Source organism: Alistipes senegalensis JC50, from assembly GCF_025145645.1.
Classification (GTDB): domain Bacteria; phylum Bacteroidota; class Bacteroidia; order Bacteroidales; family Rikenellaceae; genus Alistipes; species Alistipes senegalensis.
Window position 1 is genome coordinate 2,184,532 of sequence record NZ_CP102252.1, and the last position, 21,867, is coordinate 2,206,398.

16 protein-coding genes and 1 tRNA gene are annotated in these 21,867 nt (G+C 60.8%); 7 read left to right on the forward strand and 10 right to left on the reverse strand.

Going from position 1 to position 21,867, the window contains the following annotated elements:
- Nucleotides 1-221 precede the first annotated feature (221 nt).
- Both NQ519_RS08465 and NQ519_RS08470 read left to right on the forward strand, forming a co-directional pair.
- Entirely contained in the window at nt 222-3,590 is a 3,369-nt protein-coding gene (locus NQ519_RS08465; protein WP_019151590.1) for a DUF5689 domain-containing protein, read from the forward strand.
- Nucleotides 3,591-3,613: 23 nt separating this feature from the next.
- Entirely contained in the window at nt 3,614-4,543 is a 930-nt protein-coding gene (locus tag NQ519_RS08470; RefSeq protein ID WP_044118773.1) for an endonuclease/exonuclease/phosphatase family protein, read from the forward strand.
- Between the two features lie 75 nt (nt 4,544-4,618).
- Here the strand turns inward: NQ519_RS08470 and pflA are convergent, their stop codons facing one another.
- Together pflA and pflB are read right to left on the reverse strand one after the other, a co-directional pair.
- Entirely contained in the window at nt 4,619-5,344 is a 726-nt protein-coding gene (pflA, locus tag NQ519_RS08475; protein ID WP_083871124.1) for a pyruvate formate-lyase-activating protein, read from the reverse strand.
- Between the two features lie 92 nt (nt 5,345-5,436).
- On the reverse strand, nt 5,437-7,665 hold the full coding sequence (gene pflB / locus NQ519_RS08480) for a formate C-acetyltransferase (RefSeq protein WP_019151587.1): 2,229 nt from the start codon (nt 7,663-7,665) through the stop codon (nt 5,437-5,439).
- A gap of 316 nt (nt 7,666-7,981) precedes the next feature.
- Here pflB and NQ519_RS08485 point away from each other — a divergent pair, with 316 nt between their 5' ends.
- On the forward strand, nt 7,982-8,377 hold the full coding sequence (locus NQ519_RS08485) for a DUF2721 domain-containing protein (RefSeq protein ID WP_019151586.1): 396 nt from the start codon (nt 7,982-7,984) through the stop codon (nt 8,375-8,377).
- Nucleotides 8,378-8,646: 269 nt separating this feature from the next.
- On the opposite strand, the gene NQ519_RS08490 is transcribed toward NQ519_RS08485, so the two are convergent.
- The 7 genes from NQ519_RS08490 to NQ519_RS08520 all read right to left on the reverse strand — a co-directional run bounded on the left by NQ519_RS08490 (nt 8,647) and on the right by NQ519_RS08520 (nt 16,361).
- Complete coding sequence (locus NQ519_RS08490; protein WP_019151585.1) at nt 8,647-10,872, reverse strand: inorganic phosphate transporter; 2,226 nt, start codon at nt 10,870-10,872, stop codon at nt 8,647-8,649.
- 97 nt (nt 10,873-10,969) lie between these two features.
- Nucleotides 10,970-12,418 carry a sensor histidine kinase gene (locus NQ519_RS08495; protein ID WP_026076699.1) on the reverse strand — a complete coding sequence of 483 codons (1,449 nt, stop codon included), beginning with the start codon at nt 12,416-12,418 and terminating at the stop codon, nt 10,970-10,972.
- Nucleotides 12,396-13,076: a response regulator transcription factor gene (locus NQ519_RS08500; RefSeq protein ID WP_019151583.1), complete on the reverse strand. Its 681-nt coding sequence runs from the start codon at nt 13,074-13,076 to the stop codon at nt 12,396-12,398. Before NQ519_RS08500 ends, NQ519_RS08495 begins: the two co-directional genes overlap by 23 nt.
- A gap of 121 nt (nt 13,077-13,197) precedes the next feature.
- Nucleotides 13,198-14,265, reverse strand: coding sequence for a bifunctional 3-deoxy-7-phosphoheptulonate synthase/chorismate mutase type II (locus tag NQ519_RS08505; RefSeq protein WP_019151582.1), 1,068 nt, complete (start codon nt 14,263-14,265; stop codon nt 13,198-13,200).
- A gap of 31 nt (nt 14,266-14,296) precedes the next feature.
- Nucleotides 14,297-15,142 (reverse strand): prephenate dehydratase, encoded by an 846-nt coding sequence (locus NQ519_RS08510; protein WP_019151581.1) that lies wholly within the window; start codon nt 15,140-15,142, stop codon nt 14,297-14,299.
- A 242-nt stretch (nt 15,143-15,384) separates the two neighbouring features.
- Nucleotides 15,385-16,140, reverse strand: a complete 756-nt coding sequence (locus NQ519_RS08515) for a lipopolysaccharide kinase InaA family protein (protein WP_019151579.1) — start codon at nt 16,138-16,140, stop codon at nt 15,385-15,387.
- Nucleotides 16,141-16,289: 149 nt separating this feature from the next.
- Nucleotides 16,290-16,361, reverse strand: a tRNA-Thr gene (locus NQ519_RS08520).
- 114 nt (nt 16,362-16,475) lie between these two features.
- Here NQ519_RS08520 and NQ519_RS08525 point away from each other — a divergent pair.
- The 3 genes from NQ519_RS08525 to NQ519_RS08535 all read left to right on the forward strand — a co-directional run bounded on the left by NQ519_RS08525 (nt 16,476) and on the right by NQ519_RS08535 (nt 18,910).
- Nucleotides 16,476-17,426 (forward strand): NAD-dependent epimerase/dehydratase family protein, encoded by a 951-nt coding sequence (locus NQ519_RS08525; protein ID WP_019151578.1) that lies wholly within the window; start codon nt 16,476-16,478, stop codon nt 17,424-17,426.
- A 3-nt stretch (nt 17,427-17,429) separates the two neighbouring features.
- Nucleotides 17,430-18,386, forward strand: a complete 957-nt coding sequence (locus tag NQ519_RS08530) for an alpha/beta hydrolase (protein WP_019151577.1) — start codon at nt 17,430-17,432, stop codon at nt 18,384-18,386.
- A gap of 74 nt (nt 18,387-18,460) precedes the next feature.
- Nucleotides 18,461-18,910, forward strand: coding sequence for a hypothetical protein (locus NQ519_RS08535; RefSeq protein ID WP_019151576.1), 450 nt, complete (start codon nt 18,461-18,463; stop codon nt 18,908-18,910).
- 142 nt (nt 18,911-19,052) lie between these two features.
- Here the strand turns inward: NQ519_RS08535 and NQ519_RS08540 are convergent, their stop codons facing one another.
- Nucleotides 19,053-20,054, reverse strand: coding sequence for a class II fructose-bisphosphate aldolase (locus NQ519_RS08540; RefSeq protein ID WP_019151575.1), 1,002 nt, complete (start codon nt 20,052-20,054; stop codon nt 19,053-19,055).
- Nucleotides 20,055-20,236: 182 nt separating this feature from the next.
- On the opposite strand from NQ519_RS08540, the gene NQ519_RS08545 reads away from it, so the two are divergent.
- Nucleotides 20,237-21,850 (forward strand): fumarate hydratase, encoded by a 1,614-nt coding sequence (locus tag NQ519_RS08545; RefSeq protein ID WP_019151574.1) that lies wholly within the window; start codon nt 20,237-20,239, stop codon nt 21,848-21,850.
- Nucleotides 21,851-21,867: the final 17 nt, after the last annotated feature.

The window sequence follows — 21,867 nt, forward strand, 5'->3', positions numbered from 1 at the left end:
TGCGCTGTACACCACACCACACAACAGATAAGACGGACGGATTTAGTGTGGTTTAGTGTGGTACAAAAATAAACGTAATATTTGATATTCCAAAGAAAAGACGATCTTTTTTGAATTTTTTCGCGGAATGTCACCAAAATGTAACGAGGACCGCCGGGCAGGAGAGGCTTATGCACTTCGTCCGGATTGTTGAAACCTTAAACGAACCTTTACTTACACTTATGAAAAAGTACTTGTTATGGATATGCACGGCGGCGGCTCTGCTGGCTGCCGGGGCTTCCTGTTCCGACGACCCGGAAGTCGATAGCGTCGGCCGGGTAGGCATTCAGCAGGAGAGCCTGACCGCCGACGGAGCGGGCGAGGATCTGACCCTCAACGTGACCAGCAACGCCTATTGGCGCATCAATTTCACCGATCCCGAGACCGGCGAGTCGGTTCGCTGGGTCACGGCCAGCGAGACCAGCGGCATGGGCAACACCGCGGTGACGCTCAAAGTCGCCCGCAACCGTTCGACCAGCGCGCGCAGCACCTATGTCAATGTAATCACCGAATCGGAGTCCTCCGCGGTTTCGGTCCTGCTGTCGCAGAGCGCCGGCACGATCGGCGGCGGCGACGGGTACGATTTCCCGATCTCCCAGACGTTCGCTATCGACGCCGCCCTCGCGCTGGACAATGCCTTTATCGAAGGGGCTGTCTGCTACTTCGACGACGGCATGATCCTGCGCCGGACGGGTTCTCCGACCGTGATGGAGTTCAGCACCAAGACCCACACCAATCCCACGACGAACTGGTATTTCCAGCGGGGCGTCGTCATCGGGGAGTGGGAGACCGGCGATGCCCTCCAGCTCGAAATTCCGGTGAAGGAGGAGCTCTCGGGCGACCTGCGCTACTCCTACGGCAGCCGCCGCGACGGCACCCAGAGTGCCGGGCATGCCTGGGTCTTTGAGTGGAGCGCCGACGGTGAGAGCTGGACGAAGTTCGACGGCACTTGCTCCGGCGGAGTTTCGGACGCCGTCTGGAAGACGATCGACTTCACCATTCCGGCCGACAAGAAGATTCCGGCCGGCGGCAAGCTCTGGATTCGCCACCGCTGCACCGACGGCTCCAAGGCGAGCACCTCGGCCTCGAACCAGACCGTTGCTTATCAGAGCGCGTTCTGCATCACGAAGGCTTCGGCCGAGCCGACTGCGGTTCCGCCGATGAACAACGACAAAGTGGTCTTCTCGACCGGTTTCGACGACGTGATCGACGCCAAAGCCGCCTATATCGACATCCCGCTCGACTTCATGTCGTCGTGGAACGACGGGGCCTATGCGCTGCCGCGCGAACAGTCCGGCATCGTGAATGTGGTCTCCTGCTGGAGCCGTCCGGGCTTCCTGCAAGTGGGCCGCGGCGACGAGGCTCTCATCACCCGCTACACGCAGGGAGCCTACACGATCAAACTGGCGTCGCGTTTCGAGGCGATGCGCATTTCGAAGTGCGATCTCAAACTCACCTTCCTCGCTTCGGCGATGATCGACGCCTACGGCAAGCCGACCGATCCGGGCGTGGTCGTGAAGGCCGACGCCGAGAGCGGTGCGACGGTCGAAGGCGGCACGCTCGAAGGGGTGGCCGACAACGAGTTCAAGCCCTTTACGGTCTATGTGCGCAACGCGAAGCCCGAAACGGAGATCACCATCACGTCGGCCGACATGGCCTCCAGCACGGACGACGTGCGCTTCTTCCTCGACGACATCGTGCTCGAAGTCGAGGGCGAGCCGCAGCGTCCGAGCGCTGACGATCCCGTGAAGTCCGATATTTCGGCCGTCCGCGCCATGAAGGGCGCCGAAGCGGTGACGATCAGCGACAACTATTATATACAGGGCCGCGTGGTGGCCGTGGACAACGTTCCGGCCGGCTGCTTCGCCGTGCAGGATGCCGACGCCGGCATCTTCGTCGAACTGGCGGATCACGGCCTCGCCGTGGGCGATCAGGTCGAGGTGGTCGTGAAGGATGCCCGGCTCGCTGCCGATGCCGACGGGCTGCTGGTGGTGACGCCGACGGCCGCCGATAAGGTAACCAAAACCGCGGCCGCTTCCGAAGTGCCCGCCGCACGGGCCGTCTCGGTGGCCGACCTGACGGCCGGGACCTACGAGGCGATGCTCGTCACGCTGCCCGAATCGCAGGTGATCGACGCCGATCTGTCGAAGACCCTGGGCGGGAACGTCACGCTCGAACTGGAGGACAAGAGCACCTATACGATGAAGACCTATGCTTCGGCGTCGTTCGCTTCGACGGCGGTTCCGCAGAAGCGCGGCGTGGTGAAGGGACTCGCCGGGGCATCGTTCCTGCTGCCGACCTCCGCGGCCGATCTTGCGGCCATGACCGGAACCCGTTTCGGCGAAGCCGTCTACGCCATTACGCCGATCTGCGGTATGCTCAAAATGTTGCTGGGCGGGACGCCGTCGATTTACAATGCGACATACGACGATGCGAGCAAGACGGTGACTTATACGGATACGGGTTGCACGATCACCAAACTTGGTAATACGGATGTGGCGGGCAGCGGCCTGACTTGCAAATCGACTCCTTACGACGGCCGGTTCACGACCAACGGCTGGGGTGGCGATAACTGGCAGGATAATGCCCTGCTTTTCAAAATCAAGGCTACTTCGGTGCTGAAAGGCAATCTGCGGTTCGGTTTCGGCCTCTTTGCGGCTTCGACGGCTCTGGTTCCCCATAATTACAAAATCGAATGGAGCCCGAACAATACGACTTGGTACGGCGATATGGATGTACGCCAAGGTCCCTATACCGAATCCGGCGATAATAAGTTCTCCATTCCGACTCAAGCTAACAACGGCGCCTATAAGATGGCATTCTTCAATATTCCGGATGACATGGCGATAGCCGAGAACGGCTATCTTTATATCCGCATCAGTCAGGCCGATACGGAATGCCACAAGACGGGCGCCACGATCAGCACGAGCGGTGAATTGCAGTTCCAGCATGCGTTCTATCTTACAACCAACGAGAAGCGCGCCTATCACACTTCGACGCTGCCGTCGGGTGAAAACGTGCTGTTGACCGAGGGCTTCGACGATGCTTTCTACGGACATGACTATTTCATTCCGACCTGGCAGATGAGCGCCAGTTCCAATGTCCCCAATGTATATACCGCTCCGGAGGGTTGGAATGTGACGCTGGCTTATGAACTCCCGGGATATATTCGTCTGGGCAGCAGCGCTGCGACGAGCGGAACTATTACCACTCCGGCTTTGACGGCATTGGGCGATATTCCGGCTGACATTACCCTTACTTTCAAGATCGGTATCCATATGGGCGGATCCGCCTCCTATGCGCCCGATCCGACTACGCTGACCGTAACGGCCGAGGGTGCGGGCACAGCCGCTGAACCCGTTCACGAACTGGCTTCGTTGCCGGCGGAATGTAAACCCGCTACCGAAGCGGAGGCCAAAGCGATGGAGGATGCCTATTATAAATGGTACCCTGTGACGGTGAAGGTTACGGGGGCTACGAAAGACACCAAGATTACGATCGGAGGTACGGGCCGCCATTATATCGACGACATCGTGATTACGAAGGACTAACCTGAATAACTATAAAAAAAACTATGAAAACACTGAAGTATCTGCTTTGTGGAATTACAATGTGCGCCCTGGCGTGCTCGTCGAGTAAGGATGACGGACCCGGACCCGACAAAGGCGAATCGAACACGCTGAAAATAATGTCGTTCAATGTCCGCTACAACAGCGCCAACGATGAGGGCGACACGAACTGGGAGGTACGCAAGGCGGCCGTCGTGAAGATGATCAACACGGTTCAGCCCGATGTGGTCGGCTTGCAGGAGCCGCGCACGGAACAGCGGACCTATCTGAAAAACAACCTGCCGAACTACGGCTATCTGGAGGTTCCCGGAACAGGGGCCGGAACGGGCGGAAACACTTGCCTGATCTATCGTCAGGACCGCTTCACGAAGGTCAACGACGGCTATTTCTTCCTCAGCCCGACCCCCGACGAGCCCTCCCGCTGCTGGGACGTGGGCGATTCGCAGTGGCGGACTTCGGTTTGGGTTCACCTGAAAGAGAAGGAGACCGGCAAGGAGTTTTTCTTCCTCTCGACGCACATGCCCGTGCGCACCAATTCCAGCTATCCCAACGAGCCCTATATCCAGGCGCGCATCAACAGCGCCAACCTCAATGTCGAGCGGATGAAGAAAATCGCGGGTGAGTCGGCGATGTGCTTCATCGTGGGCGACATGAACTGTTCGGAGAAGGCCGCCGACGGTTCGGCCAACGCCGACGGCGTGCGTGCGCTGAAACCCTACCGGGACTGGATGAAATCGGGCCGCGACATCGCTCCTACGGGGGATGCTTACAGTTTCAACAACTTCGGCAAGGGAACGGCCGCGCCGAGCCGCAATCTCGACCATATCTTCTACCGTAACGTGACGATGGCCATGTCGTTCCGCACGCTGACCGACAATTACGGGGTGAAGTATGTTTCCGACCACTATCCGATCCTGCTGACGGTGCTGTTCTGACCCGAAGCACGCTTTTCAGACGAAAACCGCCCCGGCTCCTGAGAGCCGGGGCGGTTCCGTGTTTTCGGAACGCGGTCAGTTGACGATGACCGTCGGGAAGTATTCCCGCAGCAGGGCCGCCGCGCGGTCGAGCTCTTCGGGGGTGTTCTCCCGCACATGGCGGAGCTTGTATTCCAGCCCCATCGCCTCGTATTTGTGAACCCCGAGGGTGTGGTAGGGGAGCAGTTCGACCCGCTCCACGGATTTGTAACCTCCGAGACGCTCCCCCAGCGTGCGGATGTCGGCTTCGGCGTCGCTGTAACCCGGAACGAGCACATAGCGCAGCCAGAACGGTTTTCCGTGGGCTTCGAGCCATGCGGCCGTCCGCAATGTCTGCGTGTTCTCGCGTCCGGTGAGGGCGCGGTGGCGTTCGGGATCGGCCTGCTTCACGTCCAGCAGCACCAGATCGACCAGCCCCAGCAGCTCTTCGACGGCCGGGTTCCACACCCCGCCGTTCGAGTCGATGCAGACATGGATGCCGGCCTCTTTCAGCGCGCGGACCAGCGGAACGAGTTCCGCGGCCTGGAACGTGGGTTCGCCGCCCGAGAAGGTCACGCCGCCGCGTTTGCCGTAGAACGGTTTCTGATCGACGGCTATGCGCAGAATCTCCGCAGGATCGGTCGGCTTGCCCTCCCCGGCCTCGATCGTGTCGGGGTTGGCGCAGTAGAGACAGCGGAAATTGCAGCCTTGCAGGAAAACGACGAGCCGGAGTCCCGGCCCGTCGAAAGTTCCCATCGATTCGTAAGAATGTACACGAAGCATAGAAAAAAGTGAAATGTGAAAGGTTAAAAGTGAAAAGTCGCTGTATTTTAATAAAATACCTTTAACCTTTCACTTTTAACCTTTCACCTTGATTACATTCTTTCATGGAAGCTGCGGCTGATGACCTCCAGCTGGTGTTCGCGGCTCAGCTTCGTGAAGTTCACGGCATAGCCCGAAACGCGGATCGTCAGCTGCGGATACTTCTCGGGGTGCTCCATGGCGTCTTCCAGCATCTCGCGGTTCAGCACGTTGACGTTCAGGTGGTGGGCACCCTTCGTGAAGTAGCCGTCGAGCATCGTCACGAGGTTGTCGATGCGCTCCTCGGCCGTCGGGCCCAGCGATTTGGGGACGATCGAGAAGGTGTTCGAAATACCGTCCTGCGAGTCGCGGTAGCGCATCTTGGCCACCGAGGCGAGCGATGCGATGGCGCCGCTCTTGTCGCGGCCGTGCATCGGGTTGGCTCCCGGGGCGAAGGCCACGCCCTTGAGGCGTCCGTCGGGCGTCGCGCCGGTCTTCTTGCCGTACATCACGTTCGAGGTGATCGTGAGCAGCGACAGCGTCGGGCGGGCGTTCTTGTAGACGGGCAGTTTTTTGAGCTCCTCGCTGAAGTAGTAGACGAGGTCCACGCCCAGGTGATCGACGCGGTCGTCGTTGTTGCCGTAGCAGGGGAATTCGCCTTCGATGTCGAAGCCTTCGGTGAGCCCCTCGGCGTTGCGGCGGGCCGTCACACGGGCGTATTTGATGGCCGAGAGCGAGTCGAGGGCGATCGAAAGGCCCGCCACGCCGTAGGCGAGGTTGATGCGGGGATCGGTATCGACGAACGCCATCTGGGCTTTCTCGTAGTAGTATTTGTCGTGCATGTAGTGGATGATGTTCATCGCCTCGTTGTAGACGCGGGCGATCTCCTTGAGCACCATCTTGTAGTTGCGCATCACCTCCTCGAAGCGCAGCGGACCCTCCGACAGGGCCGGGATGCCCTTGACCATCAGCGTGCCGGTGTTCTCGCAGCGGCCGCCGTTGATGGCCAGCAGCAGGGCTTTGGCCAGGTTGGTGCGGGCGCCGAAGAACTGGATCTGGCGGCCGATGTCCTGGAACGAGACGCAGCAGGCGATGCCGTAGTCGTCCGAGTGGCGGACCTCACGCATCAGGTCGTCGTTCTCGTACTGGATCGAGCTGGTGTCGGCCGAGACCTTGGCGCAGAAATCCTTGAATCCCTGGGGCAGTTCGGGGCTCCAGAGGATCGTGAGGTTGGGCTCGGGCGAAGGGCCGAGGTTGTAGAGCGTCTGCAAGAAGCGGAACGAGGTCTTCGTGACCTTCGTGCGGCCGTCGTTGAAGCGTCCGCCGATGGCCTCGGTCACCCACGTCGGGTCGCCGGCGAAGATGTCGTTGTAGGACTGCATGCGCAGGTGGCGCACCATGCGCAGCTTGATGACGAACTGGTCGATCAGCTCTTGGGCGAACGACTCGTCGATCGTGCCGTGCGCCAGATCGTATTCGATGAAGATGTCGAGGAACGACGAGACGTTGCCCAGCGACATGGCGGCTCCGTCCTGCTCCTTGACGGCGGCCAGATAGGCCATGTAGACCCACTGCACGGCCTCCTGCGCCGAGTGCGCCGGACGGCTGAGGTCCAGTCCGTAGTATTCGCCCATCGTGCGGATGTCCTTCAGGGCATTGATCTGCTCGGCGACCTCTTCGCGCAGGCGGATGCGGGCGTCGGTCATCGGGCCGGTGAGGTTGCGCAGGTCCTGCTGCTTGGCCTCGATCAGACGGTCGGTGCCGTAGAGGGCCAGACGGCGGTAGTCGCCGATGATGCGGCCGCGGGCGTAGTTGTCGGGCAGTCCCGTCAGGAAGCCCAGCGAGCGGAACGAGCGGATCTCTTCGGTGTAGACATCGAATACGCCGTCGTTGTGGGTCTTGCGGTAGTGGGTGAAGATGTCCCGGACTTTCTCATCGACCTCCACGCCGTTCTCCTTGCAGGCGCGCGACACGACGTTGATGCCGCCGAAGGGCTTGATGGCGCGTTTGAGAAGTTCGTCGGTTTGCAGGCCCACGATCAGCTCGTTTTCGCGGTCGATGTAGCCGGCCTTGTGCGAAGTGATGGTCGAGACGGTCTTGTTGTCCAGCGAACGGACACCGTTATGCTGACGTTCCTCTTCGAGAGCTTTGAGACAGAGATTCCAGATGTGTTTCGTGCGCTCGGTCGGTCCCTGGAGGAACGAGGCGTCGCCCAGGTAGGGCGTGATGTTCGTCTGCACGAAGCTCGTCACGTTGATTTCCTTGCTCCAAAGCCCGTCGATAAAGGTTTTGTTCAGTTCCATAGTTGCGTTATTGTTCGATTTGAGATTGAAATTGTCGCTTTTCGGTTGCAAAGATATGTTATTTTTTTCACAAGAACGAAAGAGCGCTTACATTTTCTTAAAATTTTTGAAAAAATACCTACGATCAGGTATCCCGTGCGTCCGGATTCGGATGCGATCGTTATTTCGGACGTTCCGGCTCCGCTTTTGTCCCGGCTAAGAGCCGGGTTTTAGGGGGCGATGGCAGGTCGGAGAGCTTCGGAAGCGGATATTGCGCTTTTACGGCTTTCTTGTTCGGCAAAATTGCGTATCTTTACCGCATAAAATCCCGACGACGATGGAAGAATTGACTTTGACGACCCCCGCCCTGCTGTTTTCGGCCGTATCGCTGATCCTGCTGGCCTACACCAACCGCTTTCTCTCCTATGCGCAGCTGGTGCGCACGCTCAAAGAGCAGCATTTGCAGCACCCTTCGAAAGTCACGCGTGCGCAGATCGACAACCTCCGCCGGCGGCTCCACCTCACGCGCTCGATGCAGGCGCTGGGCGTTTCGAGCCTGTTCCTCTGCGTGGTGACGATGTTTCTGATCTATGTGGGGATGTTGCTTCTTTCGGCCTATGTCTTCGGGGCGGCGCTGCTGTTGCTGATCGCTTCGCTGGGCGTGTCGCTCTGGGAGATTCAGATCTCCGTCCGGGCACTCGATATTCACCTGAAAGATATGGAGTCCGTTTAAGAAGCGGGATTCAGGATAATTGTCCGGCCGTGTTTAAGTCTCCCTTTTCAAAGGGAGATTTAGAGGGATTGTCGATATTTTGCCAGCGGCATCTTCGTTTATCGGGAATACCCCCGATAAACGAAGATGCCGCGACATCGCGTCACTGCATCTCCCACTAACCTACTTATGTAACCTAAAACCAACTTGTGAATCCGGTTCTCCGGTTTTCACATTGCAAAGATACGGGGCCGTCGTTTCAGCGGAATGACGGCCCCGTTACATTCGTGTTACTTCTGCTGTTCCAGGAAATAATGCTGGGATTTGAGCAGATTCCGCGACTGGAGTATCATCGTCTTGGTCTCGTTGAGGATCGTCAGGTAGAGCACGCTGGCGCGGGTGCTGCCCGAAGGGTTGCTGTGGATGCGCCGCAGCTGGCTCTTGATCGCCTCGACGATCGTGTCGAAGAGCTGGTCGCGCATTTCGAGCACCTTGTCGAGGTCCGAGAACTCCTTCGTCGAGAGCATGTCATTGATCTTGTCGAAGATGGCCTCCACCTGGTCGTTCACGCGCATCAGATCGACGATCTGCTCCTTCGACAGCCCCTCGTGGTTGTTGTCGATGTGTTCGAACGCGGGCCGCGTGATGTGGATCAGCGCCTTGGTCACCTCCGAGAGATAGTCCGTGACCTGCACGTAGAAGTGCCCCGTGTCGATGTCGCAGCGTTGCAGGCGGCGCAGCGTGGGCATGATGTCGTATTTGCGGGCGCGGGCCTCTTCGAAGAGTTTGTTCGAGTCGCGGACCATCTCTTTCAGCACCTTGCGGTTCTCCTTGAAGACGGCGACCAGCGTGCGGTTGTAGATGCGCGTGACCTCCTGCATCGTCGTGCAGACCTCGCCGATGCAGGCGCACAGCACCTCGTCGGGCGTCTCGGCCGTGTCGAGCGGCAGCAGTTCTTTTTCGGCCTCCTCTTTCAGCGCGGGGCTCTTGCGGTGGCTGCGGACGAGCAGCCAGAAGCAGAGCAGCGTGAGCGCCGCCACGGCGATCCAGCCGCCCCACAGCAGCAGGGCCGTCACGGCCAGCGCGATGAGGAATCCCCCGAGCGCCGTGATGAACCACCCCGAGATCACGGCCATCACGCCCGTGATGCGGTAGACGGCGCTTTCGCGTCCCCACGAACGGTCGGCGAGCGACGATCCCATCGCCACCATGAAGACCACGTAGGTCGTCGATAAGGGCAGTTTGTAGGAGGTGGCGATGGCGATCAGGATCGACGCGGCGGTGAGGTTCACCACGGCGCGGATCATGTCGTAGGGGGCCGACGAACGCTCCTCGGCGGGCAGCGGCTCGAAACGGCGGTCGATGGCTTTCTGCATCCGCGCCGGGATCAGGCCGGTCCACATCGTGTTCAGGACCAGCGTGGCGCGCACGAGGCTGCGGGAGATGAGGGTCGAGCCGAAGCGTTCGTCGCCCTCGTGCTGCGAGGCGAGCGAGAGTTCGGTTTCGGTGACGTGCTGCGACTTCTTCGAGAAGAAGAGCGTCAGCACCATGATGATTCCCGAGGCGCCCAGCAGCAGGAAGTTCGCACGGGCGGGACCTTCGAGCGCCCCCATCATCATCGTCTCGCTGCCCGCCTCTCCGGCGATCCGCCAGGCGTCGTAGCCGGCCAGCGGCACGCCGATGAAGTTCACCAGGTCGTTGCCCGCGAAGGCCAGCGCCAGCGAGAAGGTGCCCGAGAGGATGGTGATGCGCATGATGTTGAGGCGCATGCGCTGGAAGATATAGAGGACGAGCGCCGCCGCGGCCCAGAAGGCCAGCAGCGTCAGCACGACGTGTTCGCCGACGTAGTCCGAGACGGCGGAGGGGATCAGCCCCGAGCTTTTCAGCCCTTTGAACAGCGCGAAATAGAGGATGCCGGCGAGCGAGATACCGCACCACACGGCGCCCCAGCGCCTGAACGCGGGGGCGTAGCGGAACGAGAAGATCAGCCGCGAGATGTACATGAAGAGGGTCCCTGCGGCGAAGGCCAGGGCCACCGACAGGAGGATCGCCGCGATGATGACCATCGCCTTGCCCGTGTTGATGAACTGCGAGAGGTCGTGCAGCGAGGTTCCGGGGTCGCCGGCGATGCGGAACAGCGCGGCGGCCACGGCGGCGCCCAGCAGTCCGAAGACCATCGACACGGTGGTCGAGGTGGGCAGTCCCAGCGTGTTGTAGAGGTCCAGCAGCAGCACGTTGCCCAGCATCATGCCCAGGAAGAGCATCATAATCTCCCGGAAGGAGAATTGCCCGGGGTAGAAGACGCCGCTGCGGGCGACTTCCATCATGCCGCTCGATGTGAGCGTGCCGACGAGGATGCCGGCGGCCGCGACCCAGAGGATCACGCGGCGCGGGGCGACTTTCGACCCCAGGGCCGAATTGAGAAAATTGACGGCGTCGTTGGCGACGCCCACGACGATGCCCATCACGGCCAGCAGGGCCAGGACGACGACGATTGCGGTGAAAAGAGGGGACATGTGATTTATCCGATTTGGTTCCTTGTCGTCGCAAAGGTCCGAAACGGATATTACAAAGGTGTTACGGGGGTGTTGCAGGTTTGTGAAATGAAACGGGTCAGCCCTGTTTTTTCAGCGTGAAGACGAATTCCAGTCCGCCGCGGTCGCGGTTGCGGGCCGTGATGGTGCCGCCGTGGATCGCAACGGCGTTCTTGACGATCGCCAGCCCCAGCCCCGTGCCGCCGAGTTTGCGCGAACGCCCCTTGTCGATGCGGTAGAAGCGTTCGAAGATGTGCGGCAGATGCTCTTCGCCGATGCCGATGCCGTTGTCCGCGAAGAGGATCGTGCACTCCTCGGGGGTGTCGTCCACGAGGCGGATGAAGATGTCGCGGCCTCCGGAGTAGGCGGCGGCGTTGTCCGCGAGGTTGCGGAACACCGACGCCAGCAGCGAGGGGCTGCCCACGACCTCGACCCGCCGGGGGAAATCGACGTTCACCCGCAGCCGTTGTTCGGCGGGCTTCAGCTCCATGTCGGCGGCCGTTTCGGCGATCAGGTCGTTGAGTACCACGGGCTCCTTGCGGATCAGCTGGCTCGCTTCGTCCATGCGCGTTATGGTCGAGATGTCGGCCAGCAGGCTGCGCAGGCGTCCGGTCTGCGCGGCGCTCTTTTCCAGAAAGTCCGTGCGCTTGCCGGCGTCGAGGTCCGGGTTAGCCAGCAGGGTTTCCAGATACCCCTGGATCGCCGCCACGGGGGTTTTCAGTTCGTGGTTGATGTTGTTCGTCAGCTGTTTCTTGATGCGGATCTTCTCCTGCTCCTCGTGCAGCGCGAGGGCGTGCTCGCGGTCGCGGTCGGCGGTGGTCTTCTGCAACCGTGCGTAGAGGCGGATGATGTGCTGCGAAATGTCGCCCAGCTCGTCGTGGGGGAAATCCGTGCGTTCGTCGATCCGCTCGCCCCGCTCGGCGCGTTCGGCGAACTCGTTGAGCCGCGTGATGTTCTGCCCCAGGCGGCGCGTGGCGAAGTACCCCGCGACGCTCATCAGCAGCGTGACACCCAGCATGAACCAGAGAAATTCGCGGTCGGCGGCCAGCACCTCGCTCAGCGGCACGGAGTAGGGCACGGCCGTGCGGACGATGCAGCTGTCGCCGAGCATCGCCGAGTAGAAATAATTGCGGTGGGTGCTCTCGGAGTGGCGGCGGATGGTGTAACCCGTTCCGCGGGCCGCGGCTTCGGCCACTTCGGGCCGGTCGAGGTGGTTGGCGGCGGGGAGCGTGTCGAGCGAGTTGTCGAACAGGACGCGGCCGTCGAGGCCGACGATCGTCACGCGCAGGTCGCCGAAGGCGTTTCCCTGGCGGGCGACGAAGGTTTCGGGAGATGTTCCCCCGTCCACGGCGTCGAGCATCCGCAGGTTGAGGAGTTGCAGCCGCGCGTTGAGCTGCTCGGCCTTGAAATGCTTCTCGCGGCCGTACTGGAAGAGGACGAAGCACGCCACCAGCGTCCACGAAAAGAGCAGCAGCAGCAGAAACAGCCTCCGGTGGTAGGAGAGCCTACTCTTCAAATCCGTAACCATAGCCCAGCCGTGTTACGATATGTCCGCCGTAGGGGCCTATCTTGCGGCGCAGGCGGGTGATGTTGACATCGACGGTGCGGTCCAGCACGATCACCTCGTCGCTCCAGATGCGGCGCAAAATCTCCTCGCGCGAGAAGATCACGCCCCGGTGGGCGAGCAGCAGGGCCAGTATCTCGAACTCCTTCTTGGTGAGCGCCAGTTCTTTGCCGTCCAGCGTGCAGACTTTGCGCCGGAGGTCCATGCCGAGCCCTTCGAAGGCGACCGTCTCCTGCTCCGTCGGAACTTCGGCCGTGCGCCGCAGGACGCTCCGCACGCGGGCCAGCACCTCGCGCACCGAGAACGGCTTGGCGATGTAGTCGTCGGCCCCGAGGTTCAGTCCGGCGACCGTGTCGTCTTCGGAGTCCTTCGCCGTGCAGAAGATCACCGGGACCTTCGCCGTCGCGGGGTCGTCTTTCAGCAGCCGGGCCATCCGGAAGCCGCTCATTTCGCCCATCATGACATCGAGCAGGATCAGCGAATAACGCTCGGGGTGCATTCCGAGGGCCTGCTCGGCGCTGTACGCCACATCGACCTCGTAACCCTCGACTTCGAGGTTGAATTGCAGGATCTCGCACAGCGACTCTTCGTCATCGACCACCAGGATTTTGTGTTTTGCCATACATACGAGGTTTGAATCCGCCTCAAAATTACGCAACATTCACCGTTGTTACACGCCCTGCGGGGATATTTAACCGAAATGTAATAACGCTCCCTCCTGCGGCCCGCCGCGGAACGGGCCCTTACGCCCGTCCCAGCACCTCCATCTGCTGACGGATCGACTCTTCGTGGATGGCTTGCAGGACGGTGCGCATGAATTCGCGGTCCATGCCCATCTGCTCGGCCTGCCCGGCGCGGCGCGCCAGCAATTCGTCGTAACGCTGGGCTTGCAGAACGGGCATGTTGTGCTCTTTCTTGTACTGCCCGATGTCGCGCGAGACGCGCATGCGGCGGGTCAGCAGCTCCAGCAGTTCGTCGTCGAGCTTGTCGATCTGCGAGCGCAGTTCGGTGAGGCTCTCGGTGGTGATCGTCTGGTCGCGGATCACGAGGTTGCGGATGATGTAGGCCAGCGCGTCGGGCGTCACCTGCTGGGCCTTGTCGCTCCATGCGCAGTCGGGCTTGCAGTGCGATTCGACGATCAGTCCGCCGAACCCGAGGTCCATGGCCTGCTGCGAGAGCGGGGCGATCAGTTCGCGCTTGCCGCCGATGTGGCTGGGGTCGCAGAAGATCGGCAGCGCCGGGATGCGGCGGTGCAGCTCGATGGGCACGGCCCACAGCGGATGGTTGCGGTAGAGGTTTTTGTCGATCGACGAGAAGCCGCGGTGGATGGCCCCGATGCGGCGGATGCCGGCGTTGTAGATGCGCTCGATGGCGCCGATCCACAGTTCGAGGTCGGGGCTCACGGGATTCTTCACCAGCACCGGCACGTCCACGCCGCGCAGGGCGTCGGCGATCTCCTGCATGGCGAAGGGGTTGGCTGCCGTGCGGGCGCCGATCCAGAGCAGGTCGATGCCGCCCTTCAGCGCTATGGCGACGTGCTCGCGGGTGGCCACCTCGGTGGCGGTGTACATCCCCGTTTCCCGTTTCACGCGCTGGAGCCAGGCGATGCCGGCCTCGCCGACGCCTTCGAAGCCTCCCGGCTTGGTGCGGGGTTTCCACAGTCCGGCGCGGTAGATGCGGAATCCCTCTGCGGCCAGCGAGCGGGCGGTCTCCATGACCTGTTCTTCGGTTTCGGCGCTGCAAGGGCCTGCGATGACCAGAGGTCGCCGGGGATCGACCCCGGGAAGCGTGATGGGTTGAATGTCGTTCATAGTGAGCTGATTTTATTGTTTTCGATTCGTATTAGATTGCGGGGTTGGGGCATTCGGCGTATTCGCCCAAAATGCGGAAGTCGCTGGTGAGGGGCCGGGCGGCGTCGATGGCCTGCCGATAGCGCACCGGGTCGTCGAACGTGACATCGACGTAGAAGCGGTACTCCCATTCGCGGCCGATGATCGGCAGCGACTGTATCTTGGTGAGGTTGATGTCGTAGAACGAGAGGACGGTGAGCACTTTCGAGAGGCTTCCCCGGGTGTGCGAAAGGGTGAAGAGCAGCGAGGCTTTGTTCGTGTTCGCGGGGTCGGCGAAGGCTGCGGCGCGGCTCTCGTCGGCCAGGAGCAGGAAGCGCGTGAAGTTGTGTTTGTTGGTCTCGATGCCGCGGCTGAGGATTTCGAGCCCGTAGAGTTCCGCCGCATCGGCGCCGCAGATGGCGGCCGTTCCCGAGAGCCGCTCCCGGGCGATCTCCCGGGCGCTGCCGGCCGTGTCGTCGCGTTCGACGATCTTCATCGCGGGGTGCGCCTTGAGAAAGTCGCCGCACTGCATCAGCGCGATCGGGTGGGAGTGGACCTCGCCGATCTCGCCGAGCGTCTGTCCGGGCAGCGCGGCCAGCACGTGCGAGATGCGGAGTTTTTGCTCGCCGATGATCCGTGCGCGGCTCTGCTGCAACAATTCGTGGTTGGGGAGCAGGCTGCCCGCGATGGTGTTCTCGATGGCCGCGATGCCCAGCAGCGAGGGGTTCGCCGCCATCCGGGCGAACAGCTCGTCGAAGCTCAGGCAGGGGAGGATGCCGATCTGCCGGCCGTTGAAGTAGCTGCGCGCTGCCGTTTCGTGATAGCATCCTGCGATGCCCTGTATTGCGATCTGTTCCATAGTTCGTTCGAAAAAGAAAATCCCGCTCGGCCGAGCGGGATTTTCGTATCATCATTAATCTATATCTCTAATTTCATACAGTTAATTGCACGCGATCCCGCTTTTTCCCTTGCCGTAAAAGAAAAAGTAATAAAAATAATATGCGAAACCGTATGCTCTCATGGTCGAGATGGACTTTATCATCGGCAAATGTAGCGAAATAATCCGGAAAACCAAACTCCGGAGCCGTTTTTTTGCGAAAATCAGCGTTTGCGGCGCCGGAACCGCTTGCGCAGTTCCTTGCGGCGTCCGAAGGCGAGGCGGAAGAAGGTGCCTTGCAGCAGCGTGTCGTCGATGTTCCAGCCGCGGGCTTCGGCGTAGCGGTCGAGGATGAAGAGGAACGCCACGGCGGGGCAGGAAAGCCTCCGCAGGTTGACCATGCAGGCGCGGGGCCGCAGTGGCCGGTCGGCGAACCGCATGCGGTTGATGTCGATCAGCTGGAAGCGGATGGCGCCCGTCGCCGTGTCGCGGCGCCAGAGGACGTTGCCGTGGTTGAAGTCCCGGTGCTCGATTCCCTGTTCGTGGAGCTGCCCGGCGAAGCGGGCGAAGGCTTCCAGCACGGGGACGGTTCCGGCCGAGGGGAAGTGTCCGGTGGTCTGCGACAGGGGCGTGTAGTCCGAACAGCGCGAGATGTAGTAGCTGTCGCTCAGCAGCCCGTGGCGGCGGTATTCGCTCCACGCGATCGGCTCGGGCGAGTCGATGCCCAGCGCCCGCAGCCGCACGGCGTGTTCGTAGGAGCGGCGGGCTTTGCTCCGGCGGAAGAAGGTGTAGACGAAAGCCTGGAACAGGTTCGGACGGCGGAAACGTTTGACCGCGACCCGATACCCCCCCCCAACGTCGAAGGCTTTGATCGTGTTGCGTCCGGTATGGAGTACCTCGCCGCCGTTTTCGAACAGTTCGGGGAGGTGTTCCGCGAAGCTCCGCAGGCGATCCGAGGCGGGATTGACGTGAATGCGCATGGTGGAAAAATTTTATGCTGCAAAGTTACGTTCCCGCGGCCTATGGCGTTAGTCCTATTTGATTGCGAAGTTGTCCTGAAACGGAAAAGAGCCCTCCCCCGCAAAAGAGAAAAGCGGCAGTTCCGATGAACTGCCGCTTTCGTTGCCTGAGCTGACACCGGGACTTGAACCCGGGACCTCTTCCTTACCAAGGAAGTGCTCTACCACTGAGCTATGTCAGCAACATTCCTCTTTCGAGTGGTGCAAAAGTACATAAGAAAAATGAAAAGACCAAAAAAATGTACACATTTCACAATTATTTTCTATCTTTACTTCCGAATTATAATAAAATACAAATGAAACGTATCCTGATAGTAGGCGCCGGAGGCCAGATAGGTTCCGAGCTGACAGTTTTTCTGCGCGGGATCTACGGCGGTGCGAACGTCGTGGCAACCGATATGCGCGAATGTCGTACTTTGGCCGAGGACGGGCCCTTCGAGGTGCTGAACGCCCTCGATGCGACGGCTATGGCTTCGGTCGTGGCCCGCTACCGCATCGATACGATCTTCAACCTCGTGGCGTTGCTGTCGGCCGTCGGCGAACGCAATCCCCAGATGGCCTGGAACGTCAACATGGGTGCGCTCAACAACTCGCTCGAAGTGGCCCGCCAGCACCATTGCGCGCTGTTCACCCCCTCGTCGATCGGCGCTTTCGGACCTTCGTCGCCCAAGGACGGAACCCCGCAGGATACGATCATGCAGCCCACGACCATCTACGGTATCTGCAAGGTCACGGGCGAGCTGCTCGGAAACTACTACCACCACAAATACGGCGTCGATACCCGTTCGGTGCGCTTCCCGGGCATTATTTCGAGCGTCACGCTGCCCGGCGGCGGCACGACGGACTACGCCGTGGAGATCTACTACGAGGCGATCCGCTCGGGGAAATTCACCTGCCCGGTGCCGTCGGATGTTTACATGGACATGATCTACATGCCCGACGCCCTGCGCGCCTGCGTCGAGCTGATGGAGGCCGATCCTGCGAAACTCCGCCACCGCAACAGCTTCAACCTCGCTTCGATGAGCTTCACGCCCGAGATCATCTGCGCCGAGATCAAAAAGCGGCTGCCCGCGTTCACGATGGACTACAACGTCGATCCCGTGAAGAAGGAGATCGCCGAGAGCTGGCCCAATTCGCTGGACGACACCTGCGCCCGCGAGGAGTGGGGCTGGAAACCCGAATGGGACCTCTCGCGCATGACCGACGACATGCTGGCGCACATCCGCACGAAACTTGCTGCGGAGTAAGCCATGAAACGCATCGTCCGAAGTTTACTCGTCCTTTTGCTGCTGTCGGTGGTCGTCGTCACGGGCGGCAGCCTCTATCTGCTCTCCTATTCGCTGACGCCTGACGCGACGATGGAGGCGAAAAATGCCTCCTCTTATAAATATATGTATGCCGAATACCCCTTCCTGCAACCGTGGATCGACAGCCTCGAACGCACCGGGGCGCTTCGCGATACGGTGATCCTCGGCGCAGAGGGCGAGCGGCTGCACGCGATCTATGCGGCGGCTCCCGAACCGACGGACCGGACGGCGGTGATCGTCCACGGCTACACGGACAATGCCGTGCGGATGCTGATGATCGGCTATCTCTACAACCACGATCTGGGGTGCAACATCCTGCTGCCGGACCTTTATTACCACGGGCAGAGCGAAGGACGGGCCATTCAGATGGGGTGGAAGGACCGCCTCGACGTGCTGCGGTGGATGGAGATCGCCAACGACATCTTCGGCGGGGATACGCGGATGGTGGTTCACGGCATCTCGATGGGCGCCGCGACGACGATGATGGTTTCGGGCGAGGAACAACGCCCCTATGTGAAGTGTTTCGTCGAGGACTGCGGCTACACGAGCGTCCGGGACCAGTTCGCCAAGGAGCTCGAAGATCAGTTCGGGCTGCCGGCTTTCCCGCTGCTCGACGTGGCGAGCTGGCTGTGCCGGCTGAAATACGGATGGGATTTCCGCGAGGCTTCGGCCCTGAAGCAGGTGGCGAAATGTCGGCTGCCGATGCTGTTCATCCACGGCGACGCCGACGGCTACGTCCCTACGCGGATGGTCTATCCGCTTTACGAGGCCAAGCCGGGCGAAAAGGAGCTGTGGGTGGTGCCGGGCGCCGCGCACGCCGTCTCCTACCGGGACAACCGGGCTGAGTACACGCGCCGCGTCAGGGAGTTCGTGGAACCCCGCCTGAGAGGCGGGATTTAGGGGGCGGCGGTAAGTCCGGGCGTTTTTTATCCGGTTCTGCGCATCCGCTTTCGATAATATAAGGGAAACGGAATATGGAAAATGACTATAATTTGCGGCAGGCGCAGGCTTTTTACCGGATTTTGGAGGATGCCGTCGGAAGCCTTCCCGCCGACGTGCGCGGGAGACTTTACCGCCCGGCCGCCGAGAATTGCGTGAAAGGCGCCGTCCTGACGGAACTCCGCAGGCAGTTCGAGGAGTGCGGCTGCGACCTCGACCGGCAGTATGCGAAGTACGGCCGCTCGGAGTACTTTTTCGCCGATGTCATCGAGCCGGGGCGGGTCTATGAGATCGGGTACCCCCGCTGTCTCTGTCCGCAGGTCGAAGCCGGATTCGTCGAGGTCCCAACCCACTGCGAGTGCTCCCGTCAGAGCATCCTTTGCGTCTACCGGGAGCTGATTCCCGGCAAGAGCGTTCGGGTGGAGACGCTCCGGACCGTCCTCGCGGGGGATTCGGAGTGCCGCTTCCGGGTGACGGTCGAATGACCCCGGTTTAAGAAACCGGTTTTAGGGCGGCCGCGGCTCAGGGCGTTTCAGAATGCCTTTTGCGCGGGAAACCGTTTTCCGCCGACATAAAAAACAAGCCGGGCAAACGCCCGGCTTGTTTTCGTATGGCGGAGATCTCCGCTTATTCGGCTTTGCCGTCCGAACCGAGAACCTCCTTGATCTTGTGGATGTAGAGCTTCTTCATGTTGTCGCGGGCCGGACCCAGGTATTTGCGGGGGTCGAACTCGGCGGGCTTGGTGGCGAAGACCTCGCGGATGGCAGCGGTCATGGCCAGGCGCGAGTCGGAGTCGATGTTGATCTTGCAGACGGCGCTCTTGGCGGCCTTGCGGAGCTCCTCCTCGGGGATGCCTACGGCAGCTTTCAGCGCACCGCCGTACTTGTTGATCGTTTCGACCTCCTCCTGGGGTACCGACGACGAGCCGTGCAGCACGATGGGGAAGCCCGGAAGTTCCTTCTCGATGGCGGCCAGCACGTCGAATGCCAGAGGGGGCGGAACCAGACGGCCCGTCTTGGGGTCTACGGTGCACTGCTCGGGGGTGAACTTGTAGGCTCCGTGCGAGGTGCCGATCGAGATGGCCAGCGAATCCACGCCCGTCTTGGTCACGAAATCCACGACCTCTTCGGGTTTGGTGTAGTGGCTGACTTCGGAGGCTACCTCGTCCTCGACGCCGGCCAGCACGCCCAGCTCGCCTTCGACCGTTACGTCATACTTGTGAGCGTACTCCACGACCTGCTTCGTCAGGGCGACGTTCTCGTCGTAGGGAAGCGCCGAACCGTCGATCATCACCGACGAGAAGCCCATGTCCACGCAGCTCTTGCACAGCTCGAACGAATCGCCGTGGTCGAGGTGCAGCACGATCTGGGGCTTGGCCCAGCCCAGCTCCTTGGCGTATTCCACGGCTCCTTCGGCCATGTAGCGCAGCAGCGTCTGGTTGGCGTAGTTGCGCGCGCCTTTCGACACCTGGAGGATGACGGGCGATTTGGTCTCGGCGGCAGCCATGACGATAGCCTGGAGCTGCTCCATGTTGTTGAAGTTGAATGCCGGAACGGCGTAACCTCCTTTGATGGCCTTGGCGAACATGTCGCGCGTGTTCACAAGACCGAGATCTTTGTACGATACCATAATATTAGATTGTTAGTGAATTTTGCGCTCAAAAAACCGTACAAATTTACTAAAAAATCTAAATAATACCCTCTTTTTGTGAAAAAAATAACAGCCGGCGGGAAATAGTTGCGCAATCCGGATTGTTTTTTGTACTTTTGCATGAATTATCCACCGCAAGCAAACAACAAACATATACGATCATGGCAGAATTTATCTATCAGGAGCCGTTCCCGATTCAGGACGACAAAACCAAGTACCGTCTTTTGACGAAGGAGTATGTGAAGGTCGTGGAGTGCGACGGCCGCAAGATCCTCAAGGTCGACCCCAAGGGGCTCGAACTGCTTTCGAAGGAGGCCTATGCCGACGTGTCGTTCTATCTGCGCGCCGCACACCTCCAGAAGCTGCACAACATTCTCGACGATCCCGAAGCCACCGACAACGACAAGTTCGTGGCCTACACGATGCTGCTGAACCAGGCCGTCTCGGCCGAGGGCGAGCTTCCGACCTGCCAGGACACCGGCACGGCCATCTGCATCGGCCACAAGGGCGAGGATGTATACACGGGCGCCGACGACGCCGAGTGCATCGCCCGCGGCGTTTACGAGACTTACAAGGACCGCAACCTGCGCTATTCGCAGGTCGTGCCCTTCACGATGACCGACGAGAAGAACTCCGGCACGAACCTCCCGGCGCAGATCGACATCTACGGCGGCAAGCCCGGCATGGAGTACGAATTCCTCTTCATCACCAAGGGCGGCGGCTCGGCCAACAAGACGTTCCTCTACCAGCAGACCAAGGCGCTGCTCAACGAGGAGTCGCTCACGAAATTCATTCAGCAGCATATCTATGACCTCGGCACGTCGGCCTGCCCGCCCTACCACCTCGCCATCTGCATCGGCGGCACGTCGGCCGAGATGTGCCTCTCGACGGTGAAGAAGGCTTCGGCCGGCTATCTCGACGAACTGCCCACCTCGGGCAACGAGGGCGGCCGTTGCTTCCGCGACCTCGAGTGGGAGGAGAAGGTGCTGAAAATCTGCCGGGAGAGCGGCGTCGGCGCCCAGTTCGGCGGCAAATACCTCGTGCACGACGTGCGCGTGATCCGCGCCCCGCGCCATGCGGCTTCGTGCCCCGTGGCCATCGGCGTCAGCTGCTCGGCCGACCGGAACGTCAAGGCCAAGATCACGCCCGAGGGCATCTTCCTCGAAGAGCTGGAGAAGAACCCCGCGCGCTTCCTGCCGAAAGAGGCTCCCGCCATGTCGCCCGCCGTGGACATCGACCTCGACGAGGGTATGGACAAGGTGCGCGAGATTCTCACCAAATACCCGATCAAGACGCGCCTGAACCTTCGGGGCACGCTGATCGTCGCCCGCGACATCGCGCACGCCCGCATCAAGCGGATGCTCGACGAGGGCAAGCCGATGCCCGAGTACTTCAAGAAACACCCGGTCTACTACGCCGGTCCGGCCAAGACGCCGCAGGGCATGGCTTCGGGTTCGTTCGGCCCCACGACGGCCGGGCGCATGGACCCCTATGTGGACCTGTTCCAGGAGCACGGCGGTTCGCTGGTGATGGTGGCCAAGGGCAACCGTTCGCAGCAGGTGACCGACGCCTGCAAGGCCCACGGAGGCTTCTACCTGGGTTCGATCGGCGGGCCCGCCGCGATCCTTGCGAAAAACTCCATCAAGTCGGTTGAGGTCGTCGATTTCCCCGAGCTGGGCATGGAGGCCGTGCGCAAGATCTACGTCGAGAACTTCCCCGCGTTCATCATCGTCGATGACAAGGGGAACGACTTCTTCGCCGATTTCAAGCACTGAAATCCGTCCCCGGAGAT

What these genes read in the sequence shown, in the direction of transcription:
- NQ519_RS08465 (WP_019151590.1), top strand. Translation starts at nt 222, where the DNA reads ATGAAAAAGTACTTGTTATGGATATGCACGGCGGCGGCTCTGCTGGCT.
- NQ519_RS08505 (WP_019151582.1), bottom strand. Translation starts at nt 14,265, where the DNA reads ATGAACGACATTCAACCCATCACGCTTCCCGGGGTCGATCCCCGGCGA.
- NQ519_RS08540 (WP_019151575.1), bottom strand. Translation starts at nt 20,054, where the DNA reads ATGGTATCGTACAAAGATCTCGGTCTTGTGAACACGCGCGACATGTTC.
- NQ519_RS08510 (WP_019151581.1), bottom strand. Translation starts at nt 15,142, where the DNA reads ATGGAACAGATCGCAATACAGGGCATCGCAGGATGCTATCACGAAACG.
- NQ519_RS08535 (WP_019151576.1), top strand. Translation starts at nt 18,461, where the DNA reads ATGGAAAATGACTATAATTTGCGGCAGGCGCAGGCTTTTTACCGGATT.
- pflA (WP_083871124.1), bottom strand. Translation starts at nt 5,344, where the DNA reads ATGCTTCGTGTACATTCTTACGAATCGATGGGAACTTTCGACGGGCCG.
- NQ519_RS08470 (WP_044118773.1), top strand. Translation starts at nt 3,614, where the DNA reads ATGAAAACACTGAAGTATCTGCTTTGTGGAATTACAATGTGCGCCCTG.
- NQ519_RS08515 (WP_019151579.1), bottom strand. Translation starts at nt 16,140, where the DNA reads ATGCGCATTCACGTCAATCCCGCCTCGGATCGCCTGCGGAGCTTCGCG.
- NQ519_RS08500 (WP_019151583.1), bottom strand. Translation starts at nt 13,076, where the DNA reads ATGGCAAAACACAAAATCCTGGTGGTCGATGACGAAGAGTCGCTGTGC.
- NQ519_RS08485 (WP_019151586.1), top strand. Translation starts at nt 7,982, where the DNA reads ATGGAAGAATTGACTTTGACGACCCCCGCCCTGCTGTTTTCGGCCGTA.
- NQ519_RS08490 (WP_019151585.1), bottom strand. Translation starts at nt 10,872, where the DNA reads ATGTCCCCTCTTTTCACCGCAATCGTCGTCGTCCTGGCCCTGCTGGCC.
- NQ519_RS08495 (WP_026076699.1), bottom strand. Translation starts at nt 12,418, where the DNA reads ATGGTTACGGATTTGAAGAGTAGGCTCTCCTACCACCGGAGGCTGTTT.
- NQ519_RS08545 (WP_019151574.1), top strand. Translation starts at nt 20,237, where the DNA reads ATGGCAGAATTTATCTATCAGGAGCCGTTCCCGATTCAGGACGACAAA.
- NQ519_RS08525 (WP_019151578.1), top strand. Translation starts at nt 16,476, where the DNA reads ATGAAACGTATCCTGATAGTAGGCGCCGGAGGCCAGATAGGTTCCGAG.
- pflB (WP_019151587.1), bottom strand. Translation starts at nt 7,665, where the DNA reads ATGGAACTGAACAAAACCTTTATCGACGGGCTTTGGAGCAAGGAAATC.
- NQ519_RS08530 (WP_019151577.1), top strand. Translation starts at nt 17,430, where the DNA reads ATGAAACGCATCGTCCGAAGTTTACTCGTCCTTTTGCTGCTGTCGGTG.